Source organism: Streptomyces sp. NBC_01317 (assembly GCF_035961655.1).
Lineage (GTDB): Bacteria > Actinomycetota > Actinomycetes > Streptomycetales > Streptomycetaceae > Streptomyces.
Genome location: NZ_CP108393.1, coordinates 218284 through 243548, shown reverse-complemented (window position 1 = coordinate 243548; position 25265 = coordinate 218284). Strand labels below are relative to the sequence as shown.

22 protein-coding genes are annotated in these 25265 nt (G+C 72.9%); 12 read left to right on the top strand and 10 right to left on the bottom strand.

From position 1 onward, the window contains the following. Positions 1-77 precede the first annotated feature (77 nt). Positions 78-527, top strand: a complete 450-nt coding sequence (locus tag OG349_RS00975) for a nuclear transport factor 2 family protein (protein ID WP_327232717.1) — start codon at positions 78-80, stop codon at positions 525-527. Between the two features lie 60 nt (positions 528-587). Here OG349_RS00975 and OG349_RS00970 read toward each other — a convergent pair whose 3' ends face one another. Next, positions 588-1517 carry a LysR family transcriptional regulator gene (locus tag OG349_RS00970; protein WP_327232716.1) on the bottom strand — a complete coding sequence of 310 codons (930 nt, stop codon included), beginning with the start codon at positions 1515-1517 and terminating at the stop codon, positions 588-590. Positions 1518-1617: 100 nt separating this feature from the next. On the opposite strand from OG349_RS00970, the gene OG349_RS00965 reads away from it, so the two are divergent. From OG349_RS00965 to OG349_RS00945, 5 genes are all read left to right on the top strand, one after another. Beyond that, entirely contained in the window at positions 1618-2643 is a 1026-nt protein-coding gene (locus tag OG349_RS00965; RefSeq protein ID WP_327232715.1) for an NADP-dependent oxidoreductase, read from the top strand. Between the two features lie 560 nt (positions 2644-3203). Further along, the gene (locus OG349_RS00960) at positions 3204-6020 is read left to right on the top strand and encodes a carbohydrate-binding protein (protein WP_442806179.1); all 2817 of its coding nucleotides are present in this window, start codon (positions 3204-3206) and stop codon (positions 6018-6020) included. A 20-nt stretch (positions 6021-6040) separates the two neighbouring features. After that, entirely contained in the window at positions 6041-7768 is a 1728-nt protein-coding gene (locus OG349_RS00955; RefSeq protein WP_327232713.1) for a ThuA domain-containing protein, read from the top strand. 211 nt (positions 7769-7979) lie between these two features. Then, the gene (mptB, locus tag OG349_RS00950) at positions 7980-9416 is read left to right on the top strand and encodes a polyprenol phosphomannose-dependent alpha 1,6 mannosyltransferase MptB (protein ID WP_442806178.1); all 1437 of its coding nucleotides are present in this window, start codon (positions 7980-7982) and stop codon (positions 9414-9416) included. A gap of 17 nt (positions 9417-9433) precedes the next feature. Next, a complete protein-coding gene (locus OG349_RS00945) occupies positions 9434-10681 on the top strand; it encodes a glycosyltransferase 87 family protein (RefSeq protein WP_327232712.1) in 1248 nt (415 codons plus the stop codon). A 6-nt stretch (positions 10682-10687) separates the two neighbouring features. On the opposite strand, the gene OG349_RS00940 is transcribed toward OG349_RS00945, so the two are convergent. Beyond that, positions 10688-12064 (bottom strand): PhzF family phenazine biosynthesis isomerase, encoded by a 1377-nt coding sequence (locus OG349_RS00940; RefSeq protein WP_327232711.1) that lies wholly within the window; start codon positions 12062-12064, stop codon positions 10688-10690. Positions 12065-12118: 54 nt separating this feature from the next. Here OG349_RS00940 and OG349_RS00935 point away from each other — a divergent pair, with 54 nt between their 5' ends. Further along, positions 12119-12490, top strand: a complete 372-nt coding sequence (locus tag OG349_RS00935; protein ID WP_327232710.1) for a MerR family transcriptional regulator — start codon at positions 12119-12121, stop codon at positions 12488-12490. A 27-nt stretch (positions 12491-12517) separates the two neighbouring features. Here the strand turns inward: OG349_RS00935 and OG349_RS00930 are convergent, their stop codons facing one another. Together OG349_RS00930 and OG349_RS00925 are read right to left on the bottom strand one after the other, a co-directional pair. Continuing rightward, positions 12518-13708 carry a PP2C family protein-serine/threonine phosphatase gene (locus OG349_RS00930; protein ID WP_442806355.1) on the bottom strand — a complete coding sequence of 397 codons (1191 nt, stop codon included), beginning with the start codon at positions 13706-13708 and terminating at the stop codon, positions 12518-12520. A gap of 160 nt (positions 13709-13868) precedes the next feature. Then, on the bottom strand, positions 13869-14657 hold the full coding sequence (locus OG349_RS00925; RefSeq protein ID WP_327232709.1) for an SDR family NAD(P)-dependent oxidoreductase: 789 nt from the start codon (positions 14655-14657) through the stop codon (positions 13869-13871). A gap of 106 nt (positions 14658-14763) precedes the next feature. Between OG349_RS00925 and OG349_RS00920 the strand changes: the two genes are divergently transcribed. Then, positions 14764-15030, top strand: a complete 267-nt coding sequence (locus OG349_RS00920) for a hypothetical protein (protein ID WP_327232708.1) — start codon at positions 14764-14766, stop codon at positions 15028-15030. Between the two features lie 110 nt (positions 15031-15140). On the opposite strand, the gene OG349_RS00915 is transcribed toward OG349_RS00920, so the two are convergent. Next, positions 15141-16517 (bottom strand): CAP domain-containing protein, encoded by a 1377-nt coding sequence (locus OG349_RS00915; protein WP_327232707.1) that lies wholly within the window; start codon positions 16515-16517, stop codon positions 15141-15143. Positions 16518-16683: 166 nt separating this feature from the next. Here OG349_RS00915 and OG349_RS00910 point away from each other — a divergent pair, with 166 nt between their 5' ends. Next, positions 16684-17634, top strand: a complete 951-nt coding sequence (locus tag OG349_RS00910) for a helix-turn-helix domain-containing protein (protein ID WP_327232706.1) — start codon at positions 16684-16686, stop codon at positions 17632-17634. After that, positions 17631-17954 (top strand): hypothetical protein, encoded by a 324-nt coding sequence (locus tag OG349_RS00905; RefSeq protein ID WP_327232705.1) that lies wholly within the window; start codon positions 17631-17633, stop codon positions 17952-17954. The genes OG349_RS00910 and OG349_RS00905 overlap by 4 nt, the downstream gene beginning before the upstream one ends. A gap of 36 nt (positions 17955-17990) precedes the next feature. Here OG349_RS00905 and OG349_RS00900 read toward each other — a convergent pair whose 3' ends face one another. Next, the gene (locus OG349_RS00900) at positions 17991-19037 is read right to left on the bottom strand and encodes a ferric reductase-like transmembrane domain-containing protein (RefSeq protein WP_327232704.1); all 1047 of its coding nucleotides are present in this window, start codon (positions 19035-19037) and stop codon (positions 17991-17993) included. 257 nt (positions 19038-19294) lie between these two features. On the opposite strand from OG349_RS00900, the gene OG349_RS00895 reads away from it, so the two are divergent. Both OG349_RS00895 and OG349_RS00890 read left to right on the top strand, forming a co-directional pair. Beyond that, the gene (locus OG349_RS00895) at positions 19295-19930 is read left to right on the top strand and encodes a hypothetical protein (RefSeq protein ID WP_327232703.1); all 636 of its coding nucleotides are present in this window, start codon (positions 19295-19297) and stop codon (positions 19928-19930) included. A 210-nt stretch (positions 19931-20140) separates the two neighbouring features. Beyond that, positions 20141-20779, top strand: a complete 639-nt coding sequence (locus tag OG349_RS00890; RefSeq protein ID WP_327232702.1) for a sigma-70 family RNA polymerase sigma factor — start codon at positions 20141-20143, stop codon at positions 20777-20779. On the opposite strand, the gene OG349_RS00885 is transcribed toward OG349_RS00890, so the two are convergent. From OG349_RS00885 to OG349_RS00870, 4 genes are all read right to left on the bottom strand, one after another. Then, positions 20727-22052, bottom strand: coding sequence for an MFS transporter (locus OG349_RS00885; RefSeq protein WP_442806177.1), 1326 nt, complete (start codon positions 22050-22052; stop codon positions 20727-20729). The two genes, OG349_RS00890 and OG349_RS00885, sit on opposite strands and share 53 nt — an antisense overlap. A gap of 11 nt (positions 22053-22063) precedes the next feature. Beyond that, a complete protein-coding gene (locus OG349_RS00880) occupies positions 22064-23296 on the bottom strand; it encodes an ATP-grasp domain-containing protein (RefSeq protein WP_327232701.1) in 1233 nt (410 codons plus the stop codon). Further along, positions 23293-24297 carry a pyridoxal-phosphate dependent enzyme gene (locus OG349_RS00875; RefSeq protein WP_327238397.1) on the bottom strand — a complete coding sequence of 335 codons (1005 nt, stop codon included), beginning with the start codon at positions 24295-24297 and terminating at the stop codon, positions 23293-23295. The genes OG349_RS00880 and OG349_RS00875 overlap by 4 nt, the downstream gene beginning before the upstream one ends. 119 nt (positions 24298-24416) lie before the next feature. Then, entirely contained in the window at positions 24417-25157 is a 741-nt protein-coding gene (locus OG349_RS00870; protein ID WP_327238396.1) for a class I SAM-dependent methyltransferase, read from the bottom strand. Positions 25158-25265: the final 108 nt, after the last annotated feature.

The window sequence follows — 25265 nt, the reverse complement described above, 5'->3', positions numbered from 1 at the left end:
TCCAAAGGGTCAGCGGACCGGGCAGGGCCGGGGCCGATCGCCGCACGGGCGGCGGACGCCGTCCGTAGGCTTCCGGCATGACGACGGAGGACGGACCGGCCCGGACCGACACCACCGCTGGCAGGGGCGGGACCGGTGGCGGCATCGACGGGGGCCCGGAGTCGGCGCGCGCCGTGGAGGCCGCGATCGAAGGGGAGTTGCGGCTCCTCGACCCGGAGGTACGGTCGTCGCCGGCGCTCGTCTCGGCGCTCCTCGACCCGGAGTTCGTGGAGTTCGGGGCGTCGGGGGCCCGCTGGGACGCCACGTCGGTCCTGGGGGTCACCGGCGACGGTTCCGTGACGGAGGGGGCGCCGGTCGGCGTCACCGCTCTGGCGGGGCGGCTGCTCGCTCCGGGGCTCGTCCATCTGACGTACGTCTCGGCCCACGCGGGCCGCCGGGTTCGCCGCAGCTCGATCTGGCGCCTGACCTCCGACGGCTGGCGCCTGTACTTCCACCAGGGCACCGGGACGGGCGGCACGGACGTCTGAACAGCGACGGCCGCCCGCGCTCCGGCCGCGCATCCCGTCCACGCGCCGCCGGGGCTCGGATCAGGCCGCTGTGCCCGCGGCCCGCGCCGTGCCGTCACGGCGGCCGCGCGGCGCAGGTAGCGCCCGCAGTTCCCGGACCAGGGCGCGGACCGCGCGGGTGCGGGACTGTTCGGGAGTGGTCACGTAGCCGACCGCGCGGGTCGGGCGGTCCGGGCCGAGCGCGGTGATCTCGATGGTGGGCGGTGCTCCGGTCAGGGAGAGCGCGGGCATGATCGCCATGCCCAGACCGCTGCTCACCATCGAGAGCACCGCTCCGTCGTCCTCCGCCTCCACCGTCGCGCGCGGGATCCAGTCCTGCGCCGCCCACCAGGCCTTCGTGTACGACGTGCAGTTCTCCGCCCAGTCCACCAGCGGGAGCGCTCTCGGATCCGGGTGGCCCGCCGGGTGCACCAGCGCGTACGGCTCCTCGATCAGGACCGACCGGACCAGCCCCGCCGGCATCGGCACGCGCGTGCCGATCGTGGCGATGCCCAGGTCCGCCCGCCCCGCCGCCACCTCGCCCGCCGCCCCCGGCCCCACCTCCCGTACGATCCGCACCTCCGGGTCGATCCCCGGATGACGGGCCCTCAGCCGTTCCAGCGCGGCCGGCAGCAGGTGCAGCGCCGCGCTGCGGAAGGCCGCGATCCGCAGGGGCCCCGCCGGCGTCTCCGCGCCCGCGCCTCGCGCCGCGCCCCGGGCCTCCGCCACCAGGACGTCCAACAGCCGCAGGATGCGCCGGGCGTGAGCCACGGCGCCCGCCCCCGCCGCCGTGGGCCGCGCTCCCCGCCCGCTCCGTTCGAAGAGCACCGCTCCGACTTTGGTCTCACTGCTCCGCACCGAGTGCGACACGGCGGACTGCGTCAGCCCCAGCACCCCGGCCGCCGCGGAGAAACCACCCGCGTCCGCGACCGCCACCAGGATGCGGAGTTCGTGCGGGGCCAGGTCGGCCATGGGGCGCTCACCTCGTCCTATGAGGAACATTCATGGGCCGGGCGGCCCCATGAGCCCAACCCCCTGCCTGGCGCGCGCATTCCTCCCTACGGTCGCCATCATGACCGTCAAGACGCCTCCCACCGCCACCCCCGCGACCGCCATCGCCGTGCACCAGACCGCCCGCCCCCACGGCTTCCCGACCCCGGACCTCTTCGCGTTCGTGAAGAGTCCCGTGCCGTCACCGGCCCCCGGCACCGCGCTCGTGGAGAACCTCTACCTCTCCGTGGATCCGTACCACCGCGAGATGATGGACGGCGGCTTCGCGCTGGACGCGCCGCTGGAGGGCCGGGCCCTCGGCCGTGTGCTGCTCTCCAGGGACCCGGGTCTCGCCCAGGGCGACCTGGTCTTCCACCGCCAGGGCTGGCGCACCCACGCACGGGTCACCCTGGGCGCCGCGGGCACCAGGAAGCTGCGGCGGTACGAGGGCGTTCCGCTCGTCGCGTACCTGAGCATCCTCGGCGGCACCGGCCTCACGGCCTACGTCGCGCTGACCCGTACCCTGCGCCTCGCGGAGGGCGAGGACCTGTTCGTCTCGGCCGCCGCCGGAGGCGTGGGCACCGCGGCCGGCCGCATCGCGCGGCTGCTCGGCGCCGGCCGGATCATCGGGAGCACGGGCTCGGCGGCCAAGGCCGCGTACCTCACCGGCCAGGTCGGCTACGACGCGGCCTTCGACTACCACGAGGGCCCGGTGGGGGAGTCCCTCGCCAAGGCGGCGCCCGACGGGATCGACGCCTACCTCGACAACGTCGGCGGGACGCACCTGGAGGGCGCGATCTCCGCGCTGCGTGAGTACGGGCGGATCGCCCGGGTGGGCACGGTCGCCCAGTACAACGCCACCGAGCCTCCCGCGGCCCCGCGCAATCTCCCGGACATGGTGGAGAAGAGCCTGCGGATGGAGGGCATGCATGTCCGGAACCACACAGCCCTGCAAGGCGAGTTGGAGGACTTCCTGGTCCCGCATCTGCGCAGCGGGCGGATCAGCCCCGATGTGACGGTCACCGAGGGCTTCGGCGGGACCGTGCACGCCTTCCTCGGCATGCTGCGCGGCGACAACACCGGCAAGGCGGTCGTCCACGTCGCCTGACGCGCCGTCCGTCCCGCCTGGGCGGCATCCCGGCTCGTCCGATCGTATACAGGGAGAGCGCTGTCCCGAGCCCGGCCACCTCCGTACAACCGGTGGCCCGGCCATATAGTTTTAACCCTGAACTAAAGCGGTCCCGTCGCGGCCGCCGACGAGAGCCGAGCTCCGGGGCCCGGTGCGCGCACGTCGCGCACCGGGCCCTTCCCGTACGGACGTTGCCGTCAACTCCGTCGACTTCCGGCCTTTCGGACGACTGTCGCGGCAATTTGACCACGCCCTTGACAAATTAAGTCCCCGTTGCCAGCATGCAAAAACTCGCGCGAGTCTCCGCACAACCTTGATGCCGCATCGAAAGCTCTCCCCAGCTTCCCCCTAGATCGGTACGGCTGCCGCCCAGGTGACGGGACATCACCCAGGCGCAGGCTCCTCCCTCAGTGACACGGCAGCGTGCCGGTCGCGCACGCATGCCCGCATCGCTCCCCCCGCAAGGTCAGGAAGGACGCTCCATGTCAGGACTGTCAGGACGGTCACGCCCGAGACGTGCGTGGTTGAGGTGGCTCACCGTGTTGGGCCTCGTGGTGAGCGGAGGTGCGCTCGCCGTCCCCACGGCCTCCGCGCACCCCGGCCACCCCGAGCACGAGGCCGCCGCCGCGGTCATCCCCACCGGTGACTACCAGCAGGTGCAACTTGCCCTAGGAAACGCCGAGTTGGGCGAGGCGATGTCACTCGCCGTACTGCCCGACCGCGCGGTGGTCCACACGGCCAGGGACGGTACGGTCCGTTACACCGACGCCGCGGGCAACACCAAGACGGCCGGCAAGCTGGACGTCTACACGCACGACGAGGAAGGTCTCCAGGGCATAGCGGCCGACCCCGGCTTCGCCACGAACCGCTACCTGTACCTGTACTACTCGCCGAAGCTCACCACGCCCGGCGGCGACGCCCCCACCACCGGCTCGGCGGCCACCTTCGAAGCGTGGAAGGGACACCTCAACCTCTCCCGCTTCACCCTCAAGGCCGACAACACCCTCGACCTCGCCAGCGAGAAGGTCGTCCTCGAAGTCGCCAACGACCGGGGCCAGTGCTGCCACGTCGGCGGTGACATCGACTTCGACGCCGCCGGGAACCTCTACCTGACCACCGGCGACGACACCAACCCGTTCGAGTCGAGCGGCTACGCGCCGATCGACGAACGGACCGACCGCAACCCGCAGTTCGACGCCCAGCGTTCCTCCGGCAACACCAACGACCTGCGCGGCAAGGTCCTGCGGATCAAGCCCACCGCCGCCGGCGGCTACACCGTGCCCGCGGGGAACCTCTTCGCGGCCGGTACGGCCGGGACCCGTCCCGAGATCTACGCGATGGGCTTCCGCAACCCCTTCCGGATGTCCGTCGACAAGGCCACCGGAATCGTCTACCTCGGTGACTACGGCCCCGACGCGGGCGTCACGGACGGCGCCCGGGGCCCCAGCGGCCAGGTCGAGTTCAACCGGATCACCGCCCCCGGCAACTACGGCTGGCCGTACTGCACCGGCACGAACACCGCCACGGAGACGTACGGCGAGTACGCCTTCCCCAGCGGCCCGTCCGCCGGGAAGTACAACTGCGGCGCACCGGCCAACAACTCCTTCCGCAACACCGGACAGGCCACCCTCCCCGCCGCCAAGTCCTCCTGGATCAAGTACGGCGGTGACTCCGGCACTCCGCCCGAGTTCGGCGGCGGCTCCGAGTCCCCCATGGGCGGTCCCGTCTACCGCTACAACGCCGCGCTGAACTCCAGCGTCAAGTTCCCCCAGTCCCTGGACGGCCGCTTCTTCGCCGCCGAGTACGGCCGCAAGTGGATCAAGGCCATCGAGGTCAAGGCCGACGGCACCCCCGGTGTCATCGAGGCCTTCCCCTGGACCGGTACGCAGGTCATGGACCAGGCCTTCGGCCCCGACGGCGCGCTCTACGTCCTCGACTACGGCACCGGCGCCAACAACCAGGCCCTGTACCGCGTCGAGTACACCGCGGGCAGCAACCGCAACCCGGTCGCCAAGGCCGCCGCGGACAAGGTCTCAGGAGCCGTTCCGCTCACGGTCGCGTTCTCCTCGGCCGGCAGCTCCGACCCCGAGGGCAAGGCCCTCACCTACGCCTGGGACTTCGGCGACGGCACCAGCTCCACGGCCGCCAACCCGAGCCACACGTACACCACCAGGGGCACCTTCCGTCCCACCCTCACCGTCAAGGACCCGGAGGGTCTGACCGGCTCCGCGAGTCTCGTGGTGACGTCGGGCAACACCGCCCCCACGGTCAACCTCACCAGCCCCGGTGACGGCCAGCTGTTCTCCTTCGGCGACACCGTTCCCTTCCAGGTCTCGGTGAGCGACCCCGAGGACGGTGCCATCGACTGCTCCAAGGTCAAGGTCACCTACCTCCTCGGCCATGACGAGCACCGCCACCAGATCACCCAGGCCACGGGCTGCTCGGGCAACCTCTCCGTACCGGCCGACGGTGAGCACGACAGCGCCGCCAACATCTACGGGGTCTTCGACGCCGAGTACACCGACGCCGCCGGGCTCACCACGCACAGCGCGCGCATCCTCCAGCCCCGCCACCGCCAGGGCGAGCACTTCGGCGCCCAGAACGGCGTCCAGGTAGCGGCCCACACGTCCGCCGAAGGCGGCAGCACCGTCGGCTTCACCGACAACAACGACTGGATCTCCTACAAGCCGTACGTCCTCGGCAACGCCAACCGCTTCACCGCCCGGGTCTCCTCGGGTGGCGTCGGCGGCACGCTGGAGGTACGGACGGGCTCGGCCACCGGCACCCTGCTGGGCACGGCGACCGTGGCACCGACCGGCGGCTGGGAGAACTTCGTCGACGTCTCGGCGAACCTGACCAACGCGCCCTCCGGCTCGACGGAGTTGTTCCTCGTCTTCAAGGGACCGACGGGCCAGGGCAACCTCTTCGACCTCGACGCCTTTACTTTCACCACCGGGACCAGCGGCGGGTCGAGCCAGACCGTCGAGGGCGAGTCGTTCAGCTCGGGACAGGGCGTCCAGGCGGCTGCCCACACCCCGGCGAGCGGCGGAAACACCCTCGGCTACATCGAGAACGGTGACTGGGCCGGGTACGCGGCCGTTCCCACGGCCGGGACCAAGACCTTCAGCGCGAAGGTCTCCTCGGCCGGCGCGGGCGGCACCATCACCGTCCGCTCGGGCTCCGCGACCGGCGCCGTGCTCGGTACGGTGGCGGTCGCCAACACCGGCGGCTGGGAGACCTTCGCCAACGTCACCACGACCCTGACCGGTACGGCCTCCTCCGGAGCGCTGTTCCTCACCTTCACCGGTGGCGCCGGGTCCCTGTTCGACATCGACACCCTCACCCTCACCAAGTGACGCGCGGGAAAGGGCCACTGATGTTCCGTCAACTCCGGCGCCTGCCGACCACCGCCGCCTCGGCGTTTGTCGTCGCCCTCGGTCTCGCCGGGTCGCTGCTCACCCCGGCGGCCACGGCGCAGGCGGCCGACCCCGCCTACAAGGTGCTCGTCTTCTCCAAGACGGCGGGCTTCCGCCACGACTCCATCCCGGCCGGCACCCAGGCCATCAGGGACCTCGGCGCGGCCAACAACTTCACGGTCACGGCCACCGAGGACAGCAACGCCTTCACCACCGCCAACCTGGCCGGCTTCAAGGCGGTGGTGTTCCTCTCCACCACCGGTGACGTCCTCAACGCCACCCAGCAGTCGGCCTTCCAGTCGTACGTCGACGGGGGTGGCGGCTACCTCGGCATCCACGCCGCCGCCGACACCGAGTACGACTGGCCGCAGTACGAGCAGATCGCCGGCGCCTGGTTCAAGAGCCACCCGGCGATCCAGCAGGCCACGCTGAGGACGGAGGACCGGGCCAACCCGGCCACCGCGCACCTCGGCCAGACCTGGAACCGTACCGACGAGTGGTACAACTACCGCACCAACCCGCGCAACAACGTCAAGGTGCTCCAGAACCTGGACGAAGGCAGCTACAGCGGCGGCGAGATGAGCGGGGACCACCCGATCACCTGGTGCCATCCGCAGGGCAACGGCCGGTCCTTCTACACCGGACTCGGCCACACCCAGGAGTCCTACGCCGACCCCGCGTTCCGGACGCTGCTGCTCGGCGGCATCCGGTACGCGGCGGGCTGGGCCAAGGCCGACTGCCGCGCGGAGACCGGCTACACCACGCTCTACAACGGCTCGACCACCGGCTGGTCCCAGGCCGGTCCGGGCAGCTTCACCAACACCGACGCCACCCTCACCTCCACGGGCGGCATGGGCCTGTACTGGTACCAGGCGAAGCAGTACGCCGCGTACTCCCTCAAGCTGGACTGGCGGATGCCCGGGGACGACAACTCCGGTGTGTTCGTGGGCTTCCCCAGCTCGACCGATCCCAACTCGGCGATCAACCAGGGGTACGAGATCCAGATCGACGCCACCGACACGGCGGACCGGACGACCGGATCGGTGTACGGCTTCAAGTCGGCGGACATCGCGGCCAGGGACGCCGCGCTGAACCCGCCCGGCGCCTGGAACACGTACGAGATCCGGGTGGAGGGGGAGCGGCTCCAGGTCTTCCTCAACGGCGCGAAGATCAACGACTTCACCAACACGGACCCGGTCCGCTCCCTCCAGCAGGGATACATCGGGATCCAGAACCACGGCACCGGTGACGACGTGTCCTTCCGCAACGTCCGGATCAAGGAGCTGGGCGGTACGACCCCGCCCACGTCGTCCACGTACGAGGGCGAGTCGTTCACCTCGCAGCAGGGCGTCCAGGCGGCCGACCACGCTCCGGCGAGCGGCGGCAGGACACTCGGCTACATCGAGAACGGCGACTGGGCGGGCTACTCCCAGGCGTCCCTCACGGGTGCGAAGACCTTCACCGCGAAGGTGTCCTCGGCCGGCGCGGGCGGCACCGTCCAGGTCCGTTCCGGCTCGGCCACCGGCCCGGTGATCGGCTCGGTCGCCGTCGCCAACACCGGCGGCTGGGAGACCTTCGCGACCGTCTCGACCCCGTTGACCGGCACACCGACCGGGCCGGTGTTCCTCACCTTCACCGGTGGCGCGGGTTCCCTGTTCGACATCGACACCTTCACGATCGGGAGGTAACAGGCCGCACCGGCGCGGCTCCACGACCGGCAGGGCGGGTCCCGGACACACCGGGGCCCGCTCCGCCGTGCCCGGCTCCACCCGCCCGCCTCCCGGCGACTTCTCCGCCTCTCGCCCGACCGGGCACCCGTAAGCCCCCGGCTATGCGGCAGCCACCGGACCGTGGGCAGACCGTCGCCTTCCGGCCACCGCCTGCTGCGAGCCTCCACAGATGCTCGCCCTGAACGCGGAAGTGAACCCGCGCCGATGCCGGATGCTGGGGCTCGCCGGGTCCGTCGCGCTCATGACCGGCGGGCTGACCGCGGGCGCGCTCCCCGTACGCGACGCGCTGCTGCCCTCCTCCGGACGCGCCGCCCTGGGCGTCGTCTGCGCGTACTTCGGCCTCGTCCTGTTGATCGCCGCCTGGTGGTGGCTCGGCAGGTCCGTCCGCGGCCCCCGCCCGCCCGCCCCGCGCGCCCTGCTCGTGACCCTGGGCGTGTGGGCCGCGCCCCTTGTCCTGGGACCACCCCTGTTCAGCCGTGACGTCTACAGCTACCTGGCGCAGGGCGCCATGGTCGACGCGCGGATGGACGTGTACGTCCACGGCCCCGCCCACCTCGGCGGCCCGCTCGCCACCGAGGTGGCACCCGTCTGGCAGCACACCCCCGCGCCCTACGGCCCGGTGTTCCTCTTCCTCGCCGAGAAGACCTCTTTCCTGACCCGCCTCGACATGCCCGCGGGCATCCTCGGCATGCGGCTCGTGGCGCTGCTCGGCGTCGGACTGATGATCGCGTTCCTGCCCTCGCTCGCCCGCCGCTGCGGCGTCGAGCCCCCGGCCGCCCTGTGGCTCGGCGCGCTCAACCCGCTGGTCCTGCTGCACCTGGTCGCGGGCGCCCACAACGACGCCCTCATGCTGGGGCTGCTCGGCGCCGGACTGGTCGCCGCCCTCGGCGCGATGCCCGCCCGCGCGGCCGTCCTCGTCTCCCTCGCCGCGCTGGTGAAGGCGCCCGCCGCGCTGGGCCTGCTGGCGGTCGCGGTCCTCTGGGCCGGCCAACTCGACGGCCGGGGCCGTACCGCCAGAGCCGCCGCGCTGACCTGCGCCGTCGCCCTGGCCACCACCGTGGTCACGACGGCCCTGGCCGGGACGGGGTACGGCTGGCTCGGCGCGCTCTCCACCCCCGTCTCCGCCGACAACTGGTCCCTGACCAGCGGACTCGGACGGCTCAGCGGGGCGCTGCTGGACAGCGTGGGCAGCGGCCTCGGCGACCTCGCGGTCCCGGCGTGGCGGCGGCTCGGCCTGGTGGTCACCGTGCTGACCGTGGCGTGGCTGTGGCTGCGCCGCGCGCACCGCGTACGGCTCGGACCGGTGTACGCGCTCGCGCTGAGCCTGCTGGCGGTCTTCGTCCTGGGTCCGGCGTTCCGGCCGTGGTACGCGCTGTGGGGGCTGTTCCTGATCGCCGCGGCGGCGCCCGACGGGCGCGTACGGAGGTGGGCGTCCGTCGGCAGCGGGATCCTCGCGCTCGGCATGCTGCCCAGTGGATCCCCGCCGGACGGTGCCCAGTTGACGTTCGCGGTCGCGGGCGGCGCGCTCGCCCTCGTCACGCTCTGGTGGATGTTCCTGATGTCGGAACCCGCCGTCCTGCCCGCCCGCACCCGGGCCGTGTCGTGAGGTGGCCGCGCCTGGTCATGGCGCGGCCCGGCGGGCGGGCCGCCGTCGCGGTGTGCCTGGTCGCCGCCACCGCCGTCTTCCTGGCGACCGTCCCGCTGTTCCGCGACTTCTTCGACGTCGGTGTGTACTACGGCGCGGTGGGGGAGTGGGTCCACCACGGCGGCCGGATCTACGACTACCTCAGCCCCGGTACGTCGTACGGCTTCACGTACCCGCCCTTCGCGGCCGTCTCCATGCTGCCGATGGCGCTGGTCTCCTGGCCGGTGGCCGTGGCGGTCAGCCTGGTCCTGAGTGTCGTGGCGTCGGCGCTGGTGCTGAACTGGCTGGTGGGTCCTGTCGTCCGCCGCGAAGGCCGGCGCGGCTGGTTCGTGTGGGTGGTGATCGGCTGCCTCTTCGGCCTGTTCGAACCGGTCCGCGACACCTTCACCTTCGGCCAGGTGAACCTCCTGCTCGTCGCGCTGGTCCTCGCCGACGCCCGGCTGCTGGCCACCGGGCGGGGTCGGTACGCGGGGATCGGCATCGGCCTCGCGACCGCGGTCAAGCTCACCCCCGCGCTCTTCATCGGCTATCTGCTGATCACCGGCCGCCGCAGGCAGGCCGCGGTCGCCTCGGGGACGGCGGCCGCGGCCACCCTGTTCGCCGCCGCCCTCGACCCCGGGGCGTCCAGGGACTTCTGGACGCGGGCGCTGTGGGACACCGGACGTGTGGGCGAACTCAGCTATGTCTCCAACCAGTCGGTCCAAGGGGTCCTGTCCCGCCTCCGCCCCGAGGACACCGGCCACACGGTGTGGCTGGCGTGTGTGGCCGCCGTCCTCGCCGTGTGGGCGTACCGCGCCCGCGCGGCCGTCCGGAGCGGGGACGACCGGGCGGGGTTCGCGCTGACCGGACTGGCCGCCTGCCTGGTCAGCCCGGTGACCTGGGTGCACCACCTGGTCTGGGTCGTCCCCGCCCTCGTCGTCCTGACCGACACCGCCCTGCGCCGGGATCCCGGGGGCCGGCGCGACAGCGGACTGCTGACCCTGTGCGCGGTGGTGTACGTGCTGCTGTGCAGCAGTGTCGTCTGGCTGTGGCGCGACGGCGCGACCGGCCCGGACGCCTTCGTCGGCGCCAACGCCTACGTCTGGATCACGCTCGGACTGCTGGTCGCCCTGCCGTTGCGTACGACTCCGCCGGACCACCACGTGCTGGTGGAGGAGGTGACGCGGCGACGGCCGGGAACCGTACCCCCGCACGCCGTCCCTGAGGCCTCCCCGCTGAAGACGTAACGGGGGTCAACCGGCCTTCGCCGGGGGCGCCTTGATACGGCCCTCGATCGTGACCACACCACGCCCGGCGACCTCCGGCACCAGACCGTCGCCGACCGTGACCCGCAGAGTGCTCGGCCGGCCCATCGACGCGCCCTGCGACACGGTCAGTTGCTCCCCGGCCCCGAGCAGGCCGTGGTCACGCAGCAGGGCACCGAGCGGGCCCGCCGCGCTGCCGGTGGCCGGGTCCTCGTCCAGCCCGGCGCCCGGGTTGAAGAACCGGGTGTGGACGGTCACTTCGCCGGAGCCCGCGACTCCGGCCCCGCGCGTGGAGGCCGCCTCCGGCCACGCCAGATACACCCCCTGCGCGCCGACGGACCGGGCGAGCCCGACCAGTTCGGCCTTCCGCACGACCGCCCGGGTGAGCGCCGCGTGGGAGGTCAGGGTCACGATCAGATGGGCCGCCCCGGTGTCCACGACCCGGGGTGCGGGGTGCGAGCCGATGTCGGCCGGGGAGAGGCCGACCGCCTCCGCCAGCCCCGCCACGTCCTCGACCGCCGCGCCCAGCCGGGCGGGCGCCTGCCGCAGGGCCAGGGCGCCGTCCTCCCGTACGAGCACGGGCAGTTCACGCCCGCCGATCCACTGGACCAGGGGCCCGGCGCCCGGCACCGGGCGTGCCACCCGGCCGCTCTCCAGCAGCCACCACCACGCACCCAGGGCGTTGTGTCCGGCCCCGGTCACCTCCACACCTCCGGCGGTGAAGGACCGCAGCGCGCGCAGGGCGCCCTCCTGGCCGGGCAGCACGAACGTCGTCTCGGACTGCCGCAGTTCCCGCGCCACCTCGCGCAGCCACTCCTCGTCCACCGGCTGCTCCCACGCCGTGAGGTCCACCACGCCGAGCGGGTTGCCGGTCAGGGACGCCTCACCGAAGACGTCCACCAGCGCGAAGGGCACGGTGCCGGTGTCACGGTCCGCGTCCGCCCCGGCCTCGGGTTCGGCCTCCTGGAACAAGGTGATCTGGAGACCGCCCGGCGCCCCGAGGCGGGAGTTGAGGGAGTTCCAGGGGGTCCGCGTCGGTGCCGCGATCAGCTCCGCCCCGGCGTCGACGAGGGTACGGGTCGAGCCCTCCGCGTCGTCCACCTCGAACGCCAGACGCAGGTGCGGGCTGACCGGCCGGCCCACCTCCACCGCGTCGATCATCGCCACCTGCGCCGGGTTGGCGATCTCCAGAGTCGCCCGCCCCGCGTCCAGGATCACCACACGCGCGCCCCCCTCCCCCGCGAAGGCGTCCCGGGCCGGGAGGCCGAGCGCCTCCCCGTAGAAGGCCACCGCCTCGTCGTAGTCGGCGGCCGACACGACCACGCGCAACTGTCGTACCACTGGTGTCCGTCGGTCTGTTCCCATGCCCGTTAAGCTAAATCCTCACGTCGGTGTGAGGTGCAAGCCAGGGGAGTGGGCATGCTGCGGATCGGTGAGCTGGCCGCCCGGAGCGACGTCAGCGTGCGGTCGCTGCGCTACTACGAGGAGCAGGGCCTCCTGTGCAGTGTGCGCGACCCCGGCGGCCGACGGCGCTTCGCACCGGAGGCGGTGGCGCGGGTCGGCCTGATCCAGCGGCTCTACGGCGCGGGCCTGTGCAGCTCGAAGATCGGCGAGCTGCTCCCGGCCCTGGAGGAGGCCTCTCCCGGCGGGGCGCCCCAGCTCCGTAGCGCGCTCTCCGTGGAGTTGCGCCGCCTCGACGGGATGATCAGGGACCTGGAGTCCGCCCGCGCCGAGCTGCGGTCGGTCATGGACACCTTCGCGCCCGCTTCTCCTGCGACCAGGGCGAGTTGACCTCGTACCCCCGTACCCTCGCGGAGATCACCGGCCGGCGGGGAGCCACTCGATCAGCAGGATCGTCGCGTCGTCACGCAGCTGGTTCTGCTGCCGGTCCAGGATCGAGTGGATCAGCACACGCAGGGCCTCCGGCGCGAGCTTCCCCGAGGCGGTCGCGCGGATGATCGAGTCGGTGAAGCGTTCGAGGCCGAGCTGCGCGCCGCTGTCGACACGCGCCTCCGTCACCCCGTCCGTGTAGAAGAGCACCCGGTCGCCCGCCTCCAGCGCCACCTCGTTGACCTCGTGCGGCGCGTCGGAGAACTGGGCGGCGAGCCCCATCGGCGGCTGGGGGGTGCGTTCCAGGGCCTGGCCCAGCACCCGGCGGTCGCGGATGAGCAGCGGCGGCGGATGCCCGCAGTTGATCCACCGGAACACACCATCGTTCAGGTCGAGTTGGCTGAGGATGCCGGTGCAGTACTGGTCGGGCAGCCACTGCGCGAGCGCCTGGTCGACCGTGTCGACGAGCTGCGGCAGATCGGCGCCGGCCCGGCGGGCGTTGCGGCAGCCCGCCATCGCGACCGCGGTCGTGAGACCGGACGCCAGGTTGTGGCCCATGGAGTCGAGGATCGCCGCGTGCAGGGTCGACTGGGTCAGCGAGTGGTCGAACGCGTCACCGCCGATGCGGTACGCGGGCTCCAGCACGCCCGTCGAGATGACCTTCGTGTTGCCGATGGTCCGCGGCGGCAGGAACGCGCGGAGCATCTCCGCGGGCAGCCGCATCGGCTCGGAACGGGCCCGCCGCGCGAAGCTGTCGCTGTACGCCCGCTTCGAGGTGATCACCATGGCGAGCACGGCGGCCAGCATGCGGCAGCGGCGCAGGCGCGTGGCGTCGAACACCGCCGTACGGATGCCGAGCACACCGAGCCGCTCCGCGCCGTCGACCAGCGGCAGCCACGCGGTCAGCTCGTCCCCCCGGTGGCTCTCCTCCATCTGGAGGGAGAGCGTCCGGTACGCCTCACCCGCCGTCGAGGAGTCCACGTCGAGGGACGGCAGTCCGTCGGTGAGCGACACGAGGTGACGCTGCTGGAGGTCGATGACGTACACCGCGAGCTGCTGGAGACCGATCGCCGCGGCACACCGGTCCACCAGGTCCGGCAGGTCCATCGGCGCCGCGCCCTGCGCCTCCCCGAGAAGCTTGTCGAGCAGCGCCTCGCCCGGCCCGGGACCCGGCCCCAGTTCGGGGCGGGAGCCGGGTCCCGTCGCGGAAGATTCGGCGGCCACCGGTATTACCTCCTTACCGGCAGTCTCACACCATCGGGGAGGTTCCGCGCGGCCGGAGGGAGGCCCCCGCCGGCCGGTGATCACGGGGCGGCGGACCGTACGGCGGGCTGCCCGGTCAGACGGTCGTGATCAGTCCGCCGTCGATGCCGAAGTCGGTCCCGGTGATGTTGGACGCGCGCCCGCCGGCCAGCCAGACGACGAGGTCGGCGACCTCCTCGGGGCGGGTGAACCGCCCGGTGACCGAGTCGCCCGCCGCGTGCTCGGCTACGGCGGCCGGGTCCTGCCCGGACGCCCGCGCCACGGTGGCGGCGACGCCGCCGTCCCCGAGCCAGAGCGCCGTGGAGACGGGCCCCGGACTGATCGTGTTGCTCCGGATGCCCCGGGGCCCGTACTCCTTGGACACCGCCTTGCAGACGTTGGTCAGCGCCGCCTTGGCCGCGCCGTAGTCCACGACCAGCGGATCGGGGAGCGCGGCGTTCACCGAGCTGATGGTCACGATGTTCCCGGCGCCCCGGTCGAGGAAGTGCGGGACGACGGCCCGGATCGTCCGTACCGCCGTCATCAGGTTGACCAGCAGCGCGTGATCCCAGTCGTCGTCCGTGACCGACAGGAATCCCTCGGTGCGGGGACGCACCCCGCCGACGTTGTTGACGAGGACGTCGACCCCACCGGTGAGTTCGACCGCCCGCGCGATCAGGTCGGCGGGCCCCGAGGGGGCCGCGAGATCCACCGCCACCGGGTGGACGGCGTGGGTCCCGGCCAGCTTCTCCAGTTCCTCGGTGACCGAACGGGAGCCGGCGACGACCTGCGCCCCCTCGGCGGCCAGCGCCCGGGTCACGGCCAGTCCGATGCCCCGGCCGGCGCCCGTCACGACCGCTGTTCTGCCGCTCAGTTCCATGTCCATGGCGCTGCATGCCCTTCTGCCGATGGGGATCAGCCCCGAGAGTATGCGATCTCGTGGTCCCCGAGAGCCCCAGGAACACGGTCAGGAGAGCGGTCAAGAAGTGGTAATGATTTTCATAGCTGAGCAATGGGCCATGCTCGGCCTGCTGGCGGCCCCGGCGGGAGCCGCGCAACGCCTCACCGCCCGCCCCTACCGCGCGCTCGCCCTCTCCGCCGGCCTGGCGGTGGCCGAGATGTGGACCGGGCTCGGACTCGGCTACGCCGTGCCCAAGGTGCCGCCCAGCTTCGGAACCCTGGCCACGGCGACCGTCGTGTACGCCGCGACGTACGTCCGGGTCCCGCAGCGGCGTCGTACGGGCCGGGCGGCGCTCTGACATGACGGACGACCGGGCGCCGTGCGTTCCACCGTGAAGCAGGTACGGGTCGGCCCGAGCACCGTCCACCGCACCCTCACGACGCTCGTCGGGTCCGCCCGCCGCCGGGCTCACATCCGGCCGAAGAGCTGCGTCCAGTACGTGCCCGCCGGGCCGCCGCCCGCGTACCCCACGCCGAGGTGGGTGAAGTCCGGCTTGAGGATGTTCGCCCGGTGCCCGGGGCTGTTCATCCACCCCTCCAGCACCTCGGCCGCCGTCCGCTGCCCGCAGGCGATGTTCTCGCCGATGCCCCGGTGGGGCGCGCCCGCGGCGGCCGCCCGGTCCCACGGAGCGAGCCCCTCGGGTGAGGTGTGGGAGTAGAAGGCCCGCGCGGCCATGTCCACGCTGTACGTCTGCGCGGCGTCGGCCAGCCGCCGGTCGGGGGCCAGCGGCCGGAGCCCGGCCGCGCCACGCTCCGCGTTCGTCAGGGCGAGCACCTCGGCCGTGATCCTGACCAGGCCCTCGGCGGTGAAGGGCCGGGCCCACAGCGCCGTCCAGCAGAGGTCGCCGGAGCGCGGGTCGACCGCCCGCCCGATCCCGGCGTCGGTCAACGCGGAGTCCCGCAGCGGACCTCGGGTCGAGGCGTTGGACCGGCAGTAGTCCAGGAACTCACGCGGTGTACGGGGTCCTGAGACCAGCTGCTGCTCGATCCGGAGATAGCGGTACCCGCCCGCCGTGATCCGCTGGAAGACCGATGTCCCGTCCGGCGCCTCCGCGCCCAGCCGGCCCTGCCGTGCCATGGCCTCGGCATGGGCTCGGGCCGCCGCCGAGAGCCGGGGTTCGACGATCACGGGCGGGGCGCCGGCCCCGAGCCGTTCGGTACGGACAAGGGCGGCGAACTCCGCCTCCGTACCGTCCGCGAGGGCCGCCTGCGGGGAGGCGGGCGGCCGAGGTGTGGTGCGGGCCGGGGTCGCTGCGCGTACAGGAGATGCGGCCGGCGTCGGGGACACGGCGGCGGGTGCCCCCGCCTCCTCCGCCACGTCCACCCCGAAGTCACGGGCGATCCCGCCCAGCCCGTCCGCGTACCCCTGTCCCAGCGCGCGCAGCTTCCACGCGGAGCCCCGCCGGTAGATCTCCGCCAGCAGCAGGACCGTCTCACGCGTCGGGCGTACGGGCGTGAACCGGGCCAGGACACCCCGGCCCTCGCCGCTGACCGTCAGCGCCGGAACGGGCAGCCGGCCGAGCGGGACACCCGGATCGGCCGCGCTCACGACGACGGTGAGCCGCCCGGCCCCGGCCCGCAGCCGCCGGGGGTCCACCCGGACGGTGCCGGAGCCGAGCCGGACCCCGGGGGCCGACGGCTGGTTGTAGAACACGAAGTCCTCGTCACCGGCCACCTTCCCGCCGTCTCCGGTGATCAGGACGGACAGGTCGAAGGGGCCGGGCACCTGGATCGTCAGCGCCCCGTCCGGCAGCGGCAGATTCCCCCCGGGAACCAACTCGGTCATCGGCACCACCCGTCCCGTTCGCCGAACACGCCGGTTCGTACGGCGCTGTGAGGAGAACGCGTGCCGGGGCCGCGACGGTTCCAGCCCCCGGCGCCCGCCCCCTCGCCGGATAGACTCGGCCCGCCCTGGCCGACAGCGTGGAGCGAGTTCAGAAGGTGGTTGCCGGATGGTGGTCATCCTCGATGTGCGGCAGGTGGCGCCGGCCGAGCGGGCCGAGGCGATCCGCGAGGCGATCTGGAACACAGTCGTCCGGGTCGAGATCGAACACCAGCCGGAGCCCGACCGCATCGCCGTGTGCGGTGTGATCAGCGACGTGGGACGGCTCAACGTCTGTTCCGTCGCGGCCAACGCCACCACCGTCCGGCGCACCCCCCGGCTCGCCCGGGACGATCTGCCGCCCAGCGTGTTCCTCGGCCTCCAGGTGTCCGGCACCAGCATGGTGGTCCAGGGAGGCCGCGAGGCGGTGCTGCGGCCCGGCGACTTCGCGATCTACGACACCACCGTCCCGTACACGCTGCTCCAGCCGCAGGGGATCCACCAGCACTTCTTCCGCATGGCGCAGAGCGATCTGGCCCTCCCGGCGGACGCGCTCGGGCGGCTCACCGCACTGCGGTTCGGTACGGAGCACCCGATGGCCGACCTCGCGGCGACCTATCTGCGCCGGCTGGCCGAGACCCCGCACGTCCCTGACCTCACGGTCGCGGACGCCGTCGGCACCGCCAGCATCGAACTGATCCGGGCGGCCCTCACCTCCCGGCTCCCCGACCCCCGGCCGGCGCGCGAGCCGCTCGAAGCCACCCTGGACGTACGGATCATGGAGTACGTACGCGCGCATCTCGCCGACCACGACCTGACCGCCGCCCGCATCGCACGCCGGCACAACGTGTCCGTACGGCATCTGTACGCGATCCTCGCCCGCTCCGGCGTCCACCTCGGCGACTGGATCAGGACGCACCGGCTGGAGAACTGCCGCAGGGACCTCGCGCGGCCGGGCGCGGGAGCCGTGACGATCGCGTCGGTCGCCCGGCGCTGGGGGTTCGGCAACGCCAGCCATTTCGGCCGCGTCTTCAAGGAGGCGTACGGGATGTCCCCGCGCGAATGGCGCGACAGCAGGTGAGCCGAACGACCGCCCGCGACACCACCGCACTGCGCTCGCGTTCCCCGACGCGGGCGAAGGCGGCGGTCGGCGACGAGGCGGCGACCGTGGGGGTGAGCCGTGAGTGTGCCCTGCGCAGCAACCACGCCCGGCCCGGCGATCCCGTCGAGGCCGCTCGTGTCATCGTCGGGCTCGGCCGGCGCCCCGGCGCCCCGCACCGGCTCCAGCCGGGACGGACCACGACGATGTCCCCGGCGTCCGAGCGGAACGCGGCGGCGACAACCCCCGCCGCCGCGCTCGGCGGGCTCCTCGACCACCGGGACGTACCAGGCGGATCGTGAGGTACGGGTGGGGAGAGGGCCCCGACCGCCCCCGCCTCAGTCGTGGTTGTGGGTGGACGAGGTGTCCTCCGGGGGGACCGTGCGGCCGCCGTCGCTGCCGCTGATCATGATGGCGAGCAGGGCCGCGATGACGGCGGCCGCCGCGAACCGGCCGGTGAACCGCAGGGCCCAGCCCGCCGCCGAGCCGGTGTGGGCACCGGGCCGCGCCAGCTTCTCGGAGCGTCGCGCGGGAAGCAGCAGGCGCACCAGCAGGAGCGCGGCGATGGGCAGTTGGAGCAGCCACACGGTCGTGCGGAACCACCCGTCGTACCAGACGTTGGTGCCGTAGAGGAGGACGTGCCACACGCTCAGGACGTACACGACGATCACGAAGCGGTGCAGGACCCGCCAGGTCTTGGGACCGATCCGGTGCCTGACGTAGAAGAGCAGTCCGAGAGGGATCGCCACGTAGAGCGCGGCCTGCCCGATCGGCATCGCCCACACGCCGGTCCCGGAGTCGTACCCGCCCGGGACGAACGCCTCGACGAACGCGGTGTAGACGGCGGAGTTCCAGCGCGCGGTGTCGTGGCGCACCAACTCCGCCGCGAACAGCAGGGCATGGGCGAAGATCAGGGCGATCGTGTTGAGGCTCGTGGTGCGGTGGAGACGTTCCAGGCGCGGGGCCGACATCGGCAGCCAGCGGGGTGTGGAGCCCCCGAGCAGGAGTCCGAGGACGACGGTGGTCCACGCCCACAGGAGGGCGGTCCAGCCGAAGGCCTGGCTGAGGAAGTACATCCAGAAGCCGCCCGCGTCGGCCATGAACGGCATCACGGTCACGGTCGAGGACGTCTTCGCCTTGATACGGGCGTAGATCAGCGCGAAGACCGCCGCGGTCAGGACCAGGGCGATCAGGCCGTCGGGTATGGAGGCGCGCAGATCCGAGCGGAGTGTGACCCGGCCCCGCGAGCGGTCTGCGGTACGTTCGGCCTCGGCCGCCTCGGCGGTCGGGTCGGACCCGGTGGCGGTGTCGGATTCCGCGGCCGTGTCGGCTTCTGCGGATCGGCCGGCCGGATCGGGGGCGGCGGGCGCTGGGGTCGGCTTCATGGGTAACGGCTTTCTCGGTGGCGTGGGGCGGAGCGGGGACACGCGCGTCTCCCGAGGAGTCGGCCCGCGTACCGGAAAAGTTCCCCGCGCTGTTGTGTGACATGGATCACAGGGAAGTGTTGTCCTTTCTTAGCGGGCGAACTGGCGACGTATCAGGATCGGCTGCCCTTTTCCGATGCTCCCGCGCGAGTGGCACGATGACCGCCATGAGAGCCGGGCCCGCACTCCGTCTCACACGTGCCGCGATCTTCGCTGCCGTGTGCGTAGCGGTGTCCGGGCTCGGCCACGCCCTCAGCTCGGGCGGTCCCGTTCCGTTACCCGCGCTGGGCGGCGCCTTCGTGATGGTGCTCGGCGCGGGCTGGTGGCTGACGGGCCGGGATCGCGGCGCCCCGGTGGTCGTGGCCGCGTCCGCGGTCGGACAGGCGGTCCTGCACTACCTGTTCGGTGTGCTTCCGCTCTGTCTGCCGGCGTCCGGTACGGCGGGGACGGCCGGTGCCTCCGGTGGCGGCCGGTCCGGCATGACGATGAGCATGGCCCACGCGCACCAGGAGATGAGCGCGGAGTCCGCCGACCTGATGGCGCTGACGATGGCGTACGACGGTCACTCCCCGACCGCGGGCATGGCGGCCGCCCACCTGCTCGCCGGTCTGCTGTGCGGCTGGTGGCTGTGGCGGGGCGAGACCGCGGTCGGCCAACTCGCCCGCAGCCTGGCCCTGTTCATCGGCTCCCCGCTCCGCCTGGCCTGGCGGGTCCTGTCCCGGCCCGCCGCCGGACACCGCCTGCCCGCCGCCCGTCCCACCGTCCCGCACCGGGCGCCACGGCGCCCCGGCCGTCGTGTCGTGCTGGACTCCGCCTCCCGGCGTGGCCCACCGCTCCTTCCGTCCTGCCGCTGAACCCCCCTGCCTCTTCACGGCCCGGCACACCGCCGGGCCGCCGGCGCCTGTCCGCCCGCGGCCGGGGGAGTACACCGTCATGCCCCGCTCCGGTGACCCGCACGGCCCGGAGCCCGGCCACCGAGGGGGCCCGATCCCGTCCGGGACGGCCCACGAGGACGCGAAGGACTCTTTGCGATGTTCACTGCCCCGACCACGATTCCCCCCACGATGTCCCCCACAACTGCCCGGCCCGTCAAGCCCGTTCCCGCCCCCGTCCGTGCCACCACCCGCCATGACAGCCACCGGGACGACCGCGTCACCGCCTGGGCGCTGGCCGCAGGACGCGGTGACCGGGAGGCCGCCGAGCACTTCGTCCGCGCCACGTACGACGACGTGCGGCGGTTTGTCGCCCACCTCAGCGGTGACGTGCCCGGCGCCGACGACCTGGCCCAGGAGACCTACGTACGGGCCCTGACCGGCCTGGCCAAGTTCGCCGGCCGCTCCTGCGCCAGGACCTGGCTGCTGTCGATCGCCCGGTGTGTCGTCGTCGACCGCTACCGCAGCGCCGCCGCGAGACCCCGGGTCGCCGACACCACGGACTGGCAACTGGCCGCCGAGCGCGCCCAGCCACGCCATCTGCCCGGCTTCGACGAGAGCGTGGCGGTGTACGACCTCCTCGACACGATGAACGGGCCGCGCCGCCAGGCCTTCGTCCTGACCCAACTCCTCGGCCTGTCCTACGCGGAGGCCGCCGTCGCCGCCGACTGCCCCGTCGGTACGGTCCGTTCGCGCGTCGCACGGGCCCGGCGCGACCTCACCTCGGTCTGGCAGGCCGACGGCGCGGTCCTCGCCGGGCAACCGGCCTGACACCCGGTGCGTCACCGGTCCGCGCGGCGGACCCGCCGTACCGGTGACGCACCGCCGCCGTCAGCACCACGGGCAGCACCACGCACTGGAGCGACACCACGCCCCAGAACGCCCCTGCGGAGCCCGCCTGTTCGGCCACGCCGTACAGCTGCCCGCCGACCACCCCGCTCGCGAACGCCCCGATGCCCGCCGCCAGCCGCTGCCGGCCGAAGACCGTGGCCGGGGGCGCCGACGACCGGGCCAGGGCCTCCAGGTCGTTCTTGAGGAAGAGCACCAGCTCACCCAGGCAGATCAGCGCGGCCCCCGCCCCGATGCCCGCGTACCCGCCCGTCCCGATGACCGCCGTCCCGGCCGCCATGGCGCCGAACCCCACCCGCATCGCGCCCGGGTAGGTGAGCCCGGCGATCCACCGGGACAGCGGCGGCTGCGCGACGACGAGGAGGCCCGCGTACGCCATCAGCACGACGCCGTAGAAGGAGGCCGAGGTGCGGGGGACCGCGTACAGCGCCAGGTAGTGCTGGAAGAACATGAAGACGTACACGCTCACGACGGTGACGAGGAAGGGCAGGACACCGTCCCCGGCACCCGGCTTCACGCCGGGAGCGCTCTTCTCCGGAGCGCCCTCGTCCGGAGCGCCCTCGTCCGGAGCGGCCTCGGGGGAGACCACCGCCGGGAGCAGCAGATGCCCCACCCCCACGGCGGCGAACAGCACACTGACCACGGTGAACAGCGCGGCCGGTGAACTCAGCACGAAGGGCGCCGCCAGCGGAGGCCCCAGCGCGATCCCCGCGTTGAACGCCGAACCGCTCGCCGACAGCAGCCGCGGCCGGTCCCGCTCCGGCGCCCCCTCCACGAGATACGCCTTGTTCGCCGGGAGATACAACGCCGCCCCGCAGGACACCAGGAACAGCGCGCCGACCGACGCCACCGGACTGCCGAGCCCCGGCACGAACGCGGCGAAGCCCGCCGTACGGACCGCCAGCGCCACCAGCATCGTGGCCCGCAGCCCGATGCGCCGGGCCAGCGCCGCGCCCACCACCCCGCCGGAGAACTGCACCAGCGAGGCGACGGCCAGCACCACACCGACCGTGCCGAGGCCGAGACCCAGCCGCTGGTGCAGCACCACCGACATGTACGGCAGGACGGCGAAGCTGCCCAGCGTGATCAGGAACGAGGCAGCCAGCAGGAACGACCGGGGCCCCGACCGGAGCCGCGCACCGGCCCGGGGCTCATCCCCGTCGGAGGCCCCATGGCCGGGACCCGCCCCCGCCACCGGCCCCGCCCTCACAGGCCGTCGTCGGCCGCGACAACGGCCCGCACACCCCCGGCGGCGCTGAGCGCCCGGTGCAGCGCCAGTTCCGCGGTGGCGCCCTCCGCCAGCACGATGCCCGTACAGCCGCGCTGGTCGTGCACGTACCGCACCGTGTCCCCCGGCGCCCGCGTCGGGAACCACCGCACCGAGCCTGGGTAGTCGCCCAGCCCGTCGAGCCCGCGCCAGCCGGTCAGGACGCCGGGCCGGTCCGCGTACACGAGGACAAAGCCGCTGGCGGGGCCCGTGTGTCCGAGGCGGGCGTCCATCAGCGCGGGCCGTACACCCAGCGCCACCTCGATCACGGCCTCGTACACATTGGTCCCCAGTGACAGGCACAGCGCCTCACCGACCAGCGCACCGCCGATCCGCCGGTTGATCTCGACCAGCTGCGGCCCCTCGGAGGTGAGGACGAACTCGACGTGCGCGAAGCCGCTGTGGTGCCCCGCGGTGTGCAGGACCCGCCCCACCCACTCCTCGATCTCGCCGAGTCCGCCGTGCGGGAACACGACGGGGAAGGCCGCGGCCTCCTCCCGTACGGCGGGCTCCCGCGAGGTCTGCCGGCTGAGCACCCCCAGCAGCCGGCTCTCCCCGTCCCAGCTGATCGTCTCCGCGCTGTAGAGCGGACCGGACAGGAACGGCTCGGCGAACAGCCCCCCGGTGAGGGCGCGTTGTCCCGCCTCGCCGAGCGCGGCGCGCAGCGCCTCCTCGTCCCGCACCACCCAGACGTCACGCGACGAGGTGCCCGACGCGTCCTTGAGGACCACCGGCAGGCCGACCGTACCTAGCACTTCCGCCGCGCTCGCGGGGTCGGGGGCCACCCGCAGGGCGGGGCTCTTGCCCAGGCCCTTGCCGTGCAGGAGATCCCGTACCCGCGCCTTGTCCCGCAGCAGCCGTACGGACTCCGGATCGGGCCCCGGCAGCCGGTACTCGGCGGCGAGCAGCGCCGCCGGCACACTCCACGTGTCGGTGGTGTTGATGATCCCCGCGACCCCGGGCACGGCGGCGAACGCCCGCCGGGTGGCGTCCACGTCGAACGTGTCGACGTCCACCACGTCCAGGGCCGTACCGGGCGGCAGTGTGTCCAGCTCGTGCCGGTAGACCGACCGGTCACCGGTGAGCAGGCACAGCCGGTGCCCGGCGGACGCCGCGGCGGCGGCCGTCCTGGCCAGTCCGAAGGACAGCGCCTCCAGCGCCACCACCGTCATGAGACCTCCTCCGCCGGCGTCGCGCCGGACTCCTGGTGGGCCCGCCCGGCCCACTCCATCACCGACCACGGTGGCCGCAGTTCGTCCAGGTCCGTGATCCGCCGGGGCCGCAGCGACGACCGGTCCAGCGCCTCCGCGTGCCGGGCGAACACCCTTTCCGCGTACCGGTGTCCGGTGTCGGCGCCGATGACAAGATGCTGCCGCCCGGGATCGAGGGCCGCCTCCCACGAGGCGACCAGGTGGGCCGCCCCGGTGGACAGCCCGGCGAACACCGCGTGGTCCCGCAGCAGGCCCACCGCACCCGCCATGGCATGGCGGAAGTCCACCCAGTGGAGTGTGTCGTACAGCTCGTGCCGCACGTTCTCGAACGGGATGGAGCTGCCGATGCCCGCGATGATCGCTTCCGGGTCGCTGAACCGCTCACTGCCGAAGGTCACACTGCCGAACGGCTGGATTCCCACCAGCCGCACCGACCGCCCGGACCCGCGCAGCGCCTGCACCAGACCGCCGGTGGACGCGCCCGTACCCACCGCGCCGACCACCGTCAGCTCGGCGTCGGGCAGAGCCTCGGAGACCAGACCGGCGAACTCGCCGTAGCCGGCATAATGCACGGGGTCGTGGTACTGCCGCATCCAGTGGAAGTCCGGCCGCTCCGCCAGCAGTTGACGTACGTGCCGCACCCGCCGCTCCTGGTCCAGCCGCAGGCTGCTCGACGGCGGCATCTGGTCGACGGTCGCGCCGAGCACCTCCAACTGCGCGCGCATCACCGCGTCGACGGTCGTGGAGGCCACGATGTGGCAGCGCAGGCCGTAGCGGTGGCAGGCCATCGCGAGGGCCAGCGCGTAGATGCCGCTCGAACTGTCCACGAGCGTCTGGCCCGGGACGACCCGGCCCGCGCGCAGCAGGGCGCGGACGGCGCCGAGCGCCGCGTACACCTTCATCGTCTCGAACCGGGCCAGCACGATGTTGTCGCCCAGCCTGATCAGGTCCGGCGCCTTCATCGCGTCGGTGATGTGCGCGTGCACGGGTGCGGGCACGGAGGCCGACGCCGGTACGGACGCGGACGCCGGGGGAGCGGCGACGGCGTAGTCGAGGTCCGGCGCCATGACGTCCCGGGCCCTCATTTCCTGGTCCCCCTGACGATCAGGCGCCGGGAGTGCTGGTCGTAAGGAGAGCCGTCGAAGCCGCCGAAACACTCGACATCGGTGAAGCCGGCCGCCTCGAACAGGTCGTGGAGTTCGGCGCCGCTGTAGAGGAAGGAGATGATCGAGGCGGTACGGGCCGTCGTGCCGCGCACCAGCGTCCAGTCGGTCCGCAGCCGGCGCCAGCTGTCGAGGACGACGTCACGCTGCACCACGTACGAGCCGTCCGGGAGGTCGACCGCCTGCGGCCGGCCGATCCAGCCTGCCAGCACCTCCTTGCCCATCACGTCGACCAGCAGCCGCCCGCCGGGCGCGAGGCTCGCCCACGCGTTGCGCAGCACCTGGAGGTTGTCCTCGGGGTCGTCGAAGTAGCCGAACGACGTGAAGACGTTGAGCACGACGTCGAACGCGCCGGGATCGGCGTACGCGAGCATGTCGGCCCGCACGAGCCGTACGTCGACCTCCGCCTCCGCGCACGCGCCCGTGGCCCGCTCCAGCAGGGACGGGCTGAGGTCGACCCCGGTGACGGCGTAGCCGCGGCGGGCCAGCGGGACGAGGAACAGCCCGGGACCGCAGCACAGGTCGAGGACCCGGGTGCCCGGCGGGAAGTCCAGGAGGGGGGAGGAGCTCACGAGTTCGGCCACCGTCTCACCCCGGTCGGCCGAGAACATCGTGGAAGCGAAGTCGGACCAGAGAGATTCGTCCTCGTACCACTTCAACACCACGGCCCTCCTCCTGGACCTCACGGCCCTTCCGGCTCACCTTCTCCTTCAGTGGTCGGCTGCCACCGCCGTCGAGTTCCCGGCGGGGCGGCGCGAGTTGGAGGA

Excerpts from the sequence above, each read along its gene's own strand:
- OG349_RS00880 (WP_327232701.1), bottom strand. The coding sequence starts at position 23,296 with ATGACGGTGGTGGCGCTGGAGGCGCTGTCCTTCGGACTGGCCAGGACG.
- OG349_RS00900 (WP_327232704.1), bottom strand. The coding sequence starts at position 19,037 with ATGAAGCCGACCCCAGCGCCCGCCGCCCCCGATCCGGCCGGCCGATCC.
- OG349_RS00975 (WP_327232717.1), top strand. The coding sequence starts at position 78 with ATGACGACGGAGGACGGACCGGCCCGGACCGACACCACCGCTGGCAGG.
- OG349_RS00970 (WP_327232716.1), bottom strand. The coding sequence starts at position 1,517 with ATGGCCGACCTGGCCCCGCACGAACTCCGCATCCTGGTGGCGGTCGCG.
- mptB (WP_442806178.1), top strand. The coding sequence starts at position 7,980 with ATGCTCGCCCTGAACGCGGAAGTGAACCCGCGCCGATGCCGGATGCTG.
- OG349_RS00915 (WP_327232707.1), bottom strand. The coding sequence starts at position 16,517 with ATGACCGAGTTGGTTCCCGGGGGGAATCTGCCGCTGCCGGACGGGGCG.
- OG349_RS00945 (WP_327232712.1), top strand. The coding sequence starts at position 9,434 with ATGGCGCGGCCCGGCGGGCGGGCCGCCGTCGCGGTGTGCCTGGTCGCC.
- OG349_RS00925 (WP_327232709.1), bottom strand. The coding sequence starts at position 14,657 with ATGGACATGGAACTGAGCGGCAGAACAGCGGTCGTGACGGGCGCCGGC.
- OG349_RS00935 (WP_327232710.1), top strand. The coding sequence starts at position 12,119 with ATGCTGCGGATCGGTGAGCTGGCCGCCCGGAGCGACGTCAGCGTGCGG.
- OG349_RS00940 (WP_327232711.1), bottom strand. The coding sequence starts at position 12,064 with ATGGGAACAGACCGACGGACACCAGTGGTACGACAGTTGCGCGTGGTC.
- OG349_RS00965 (WP_327232715.1), top strand. The coding sequence starts at position 1,618 with ATGACCGTCAAGACGCCTCCCACCGCCACCCCCGCGACCGCCATCGCC.
- OG349_RS00920 (WP_327232708.1), top strand. The coding sequence starts at position 14,764 with ATGATTTTCATAGCTGAGCAATGGGCCATGCTCGGCCTGCTGGCGGCC.
- OG349_RS00890 (WP_327232702.1), top strand. The coding sequence starts at position 20,141 with ATGTCCCCCACAACTGCCCGGCCCGTCAAGCCCGTTCCCGCCCCCGTC.
- OG349_RS00875 (WP_327238397.1), bottom strand. The coding sequence starts at position 24,297 with ATGAAGGCGCCGGACCTGATCAGGCTGGGCGACAACATCGTGCTGGCC.
- OG349_RS00910 (WP_327232706.1), top strand. The coding sequence starts at position 16,684 with ATGGTGGTCATCCTCGATGTGCGGCAGGTGGCGCCGGCCGAGCGGGCC.
- OG349_RS00955 (WP_327232713.1), top strand. The coding sequence starts at position 6,041 with ATGTTCCGTCAACTCCGGCGCCTGCCGACCACCGCCGCCTCGGCGTTT.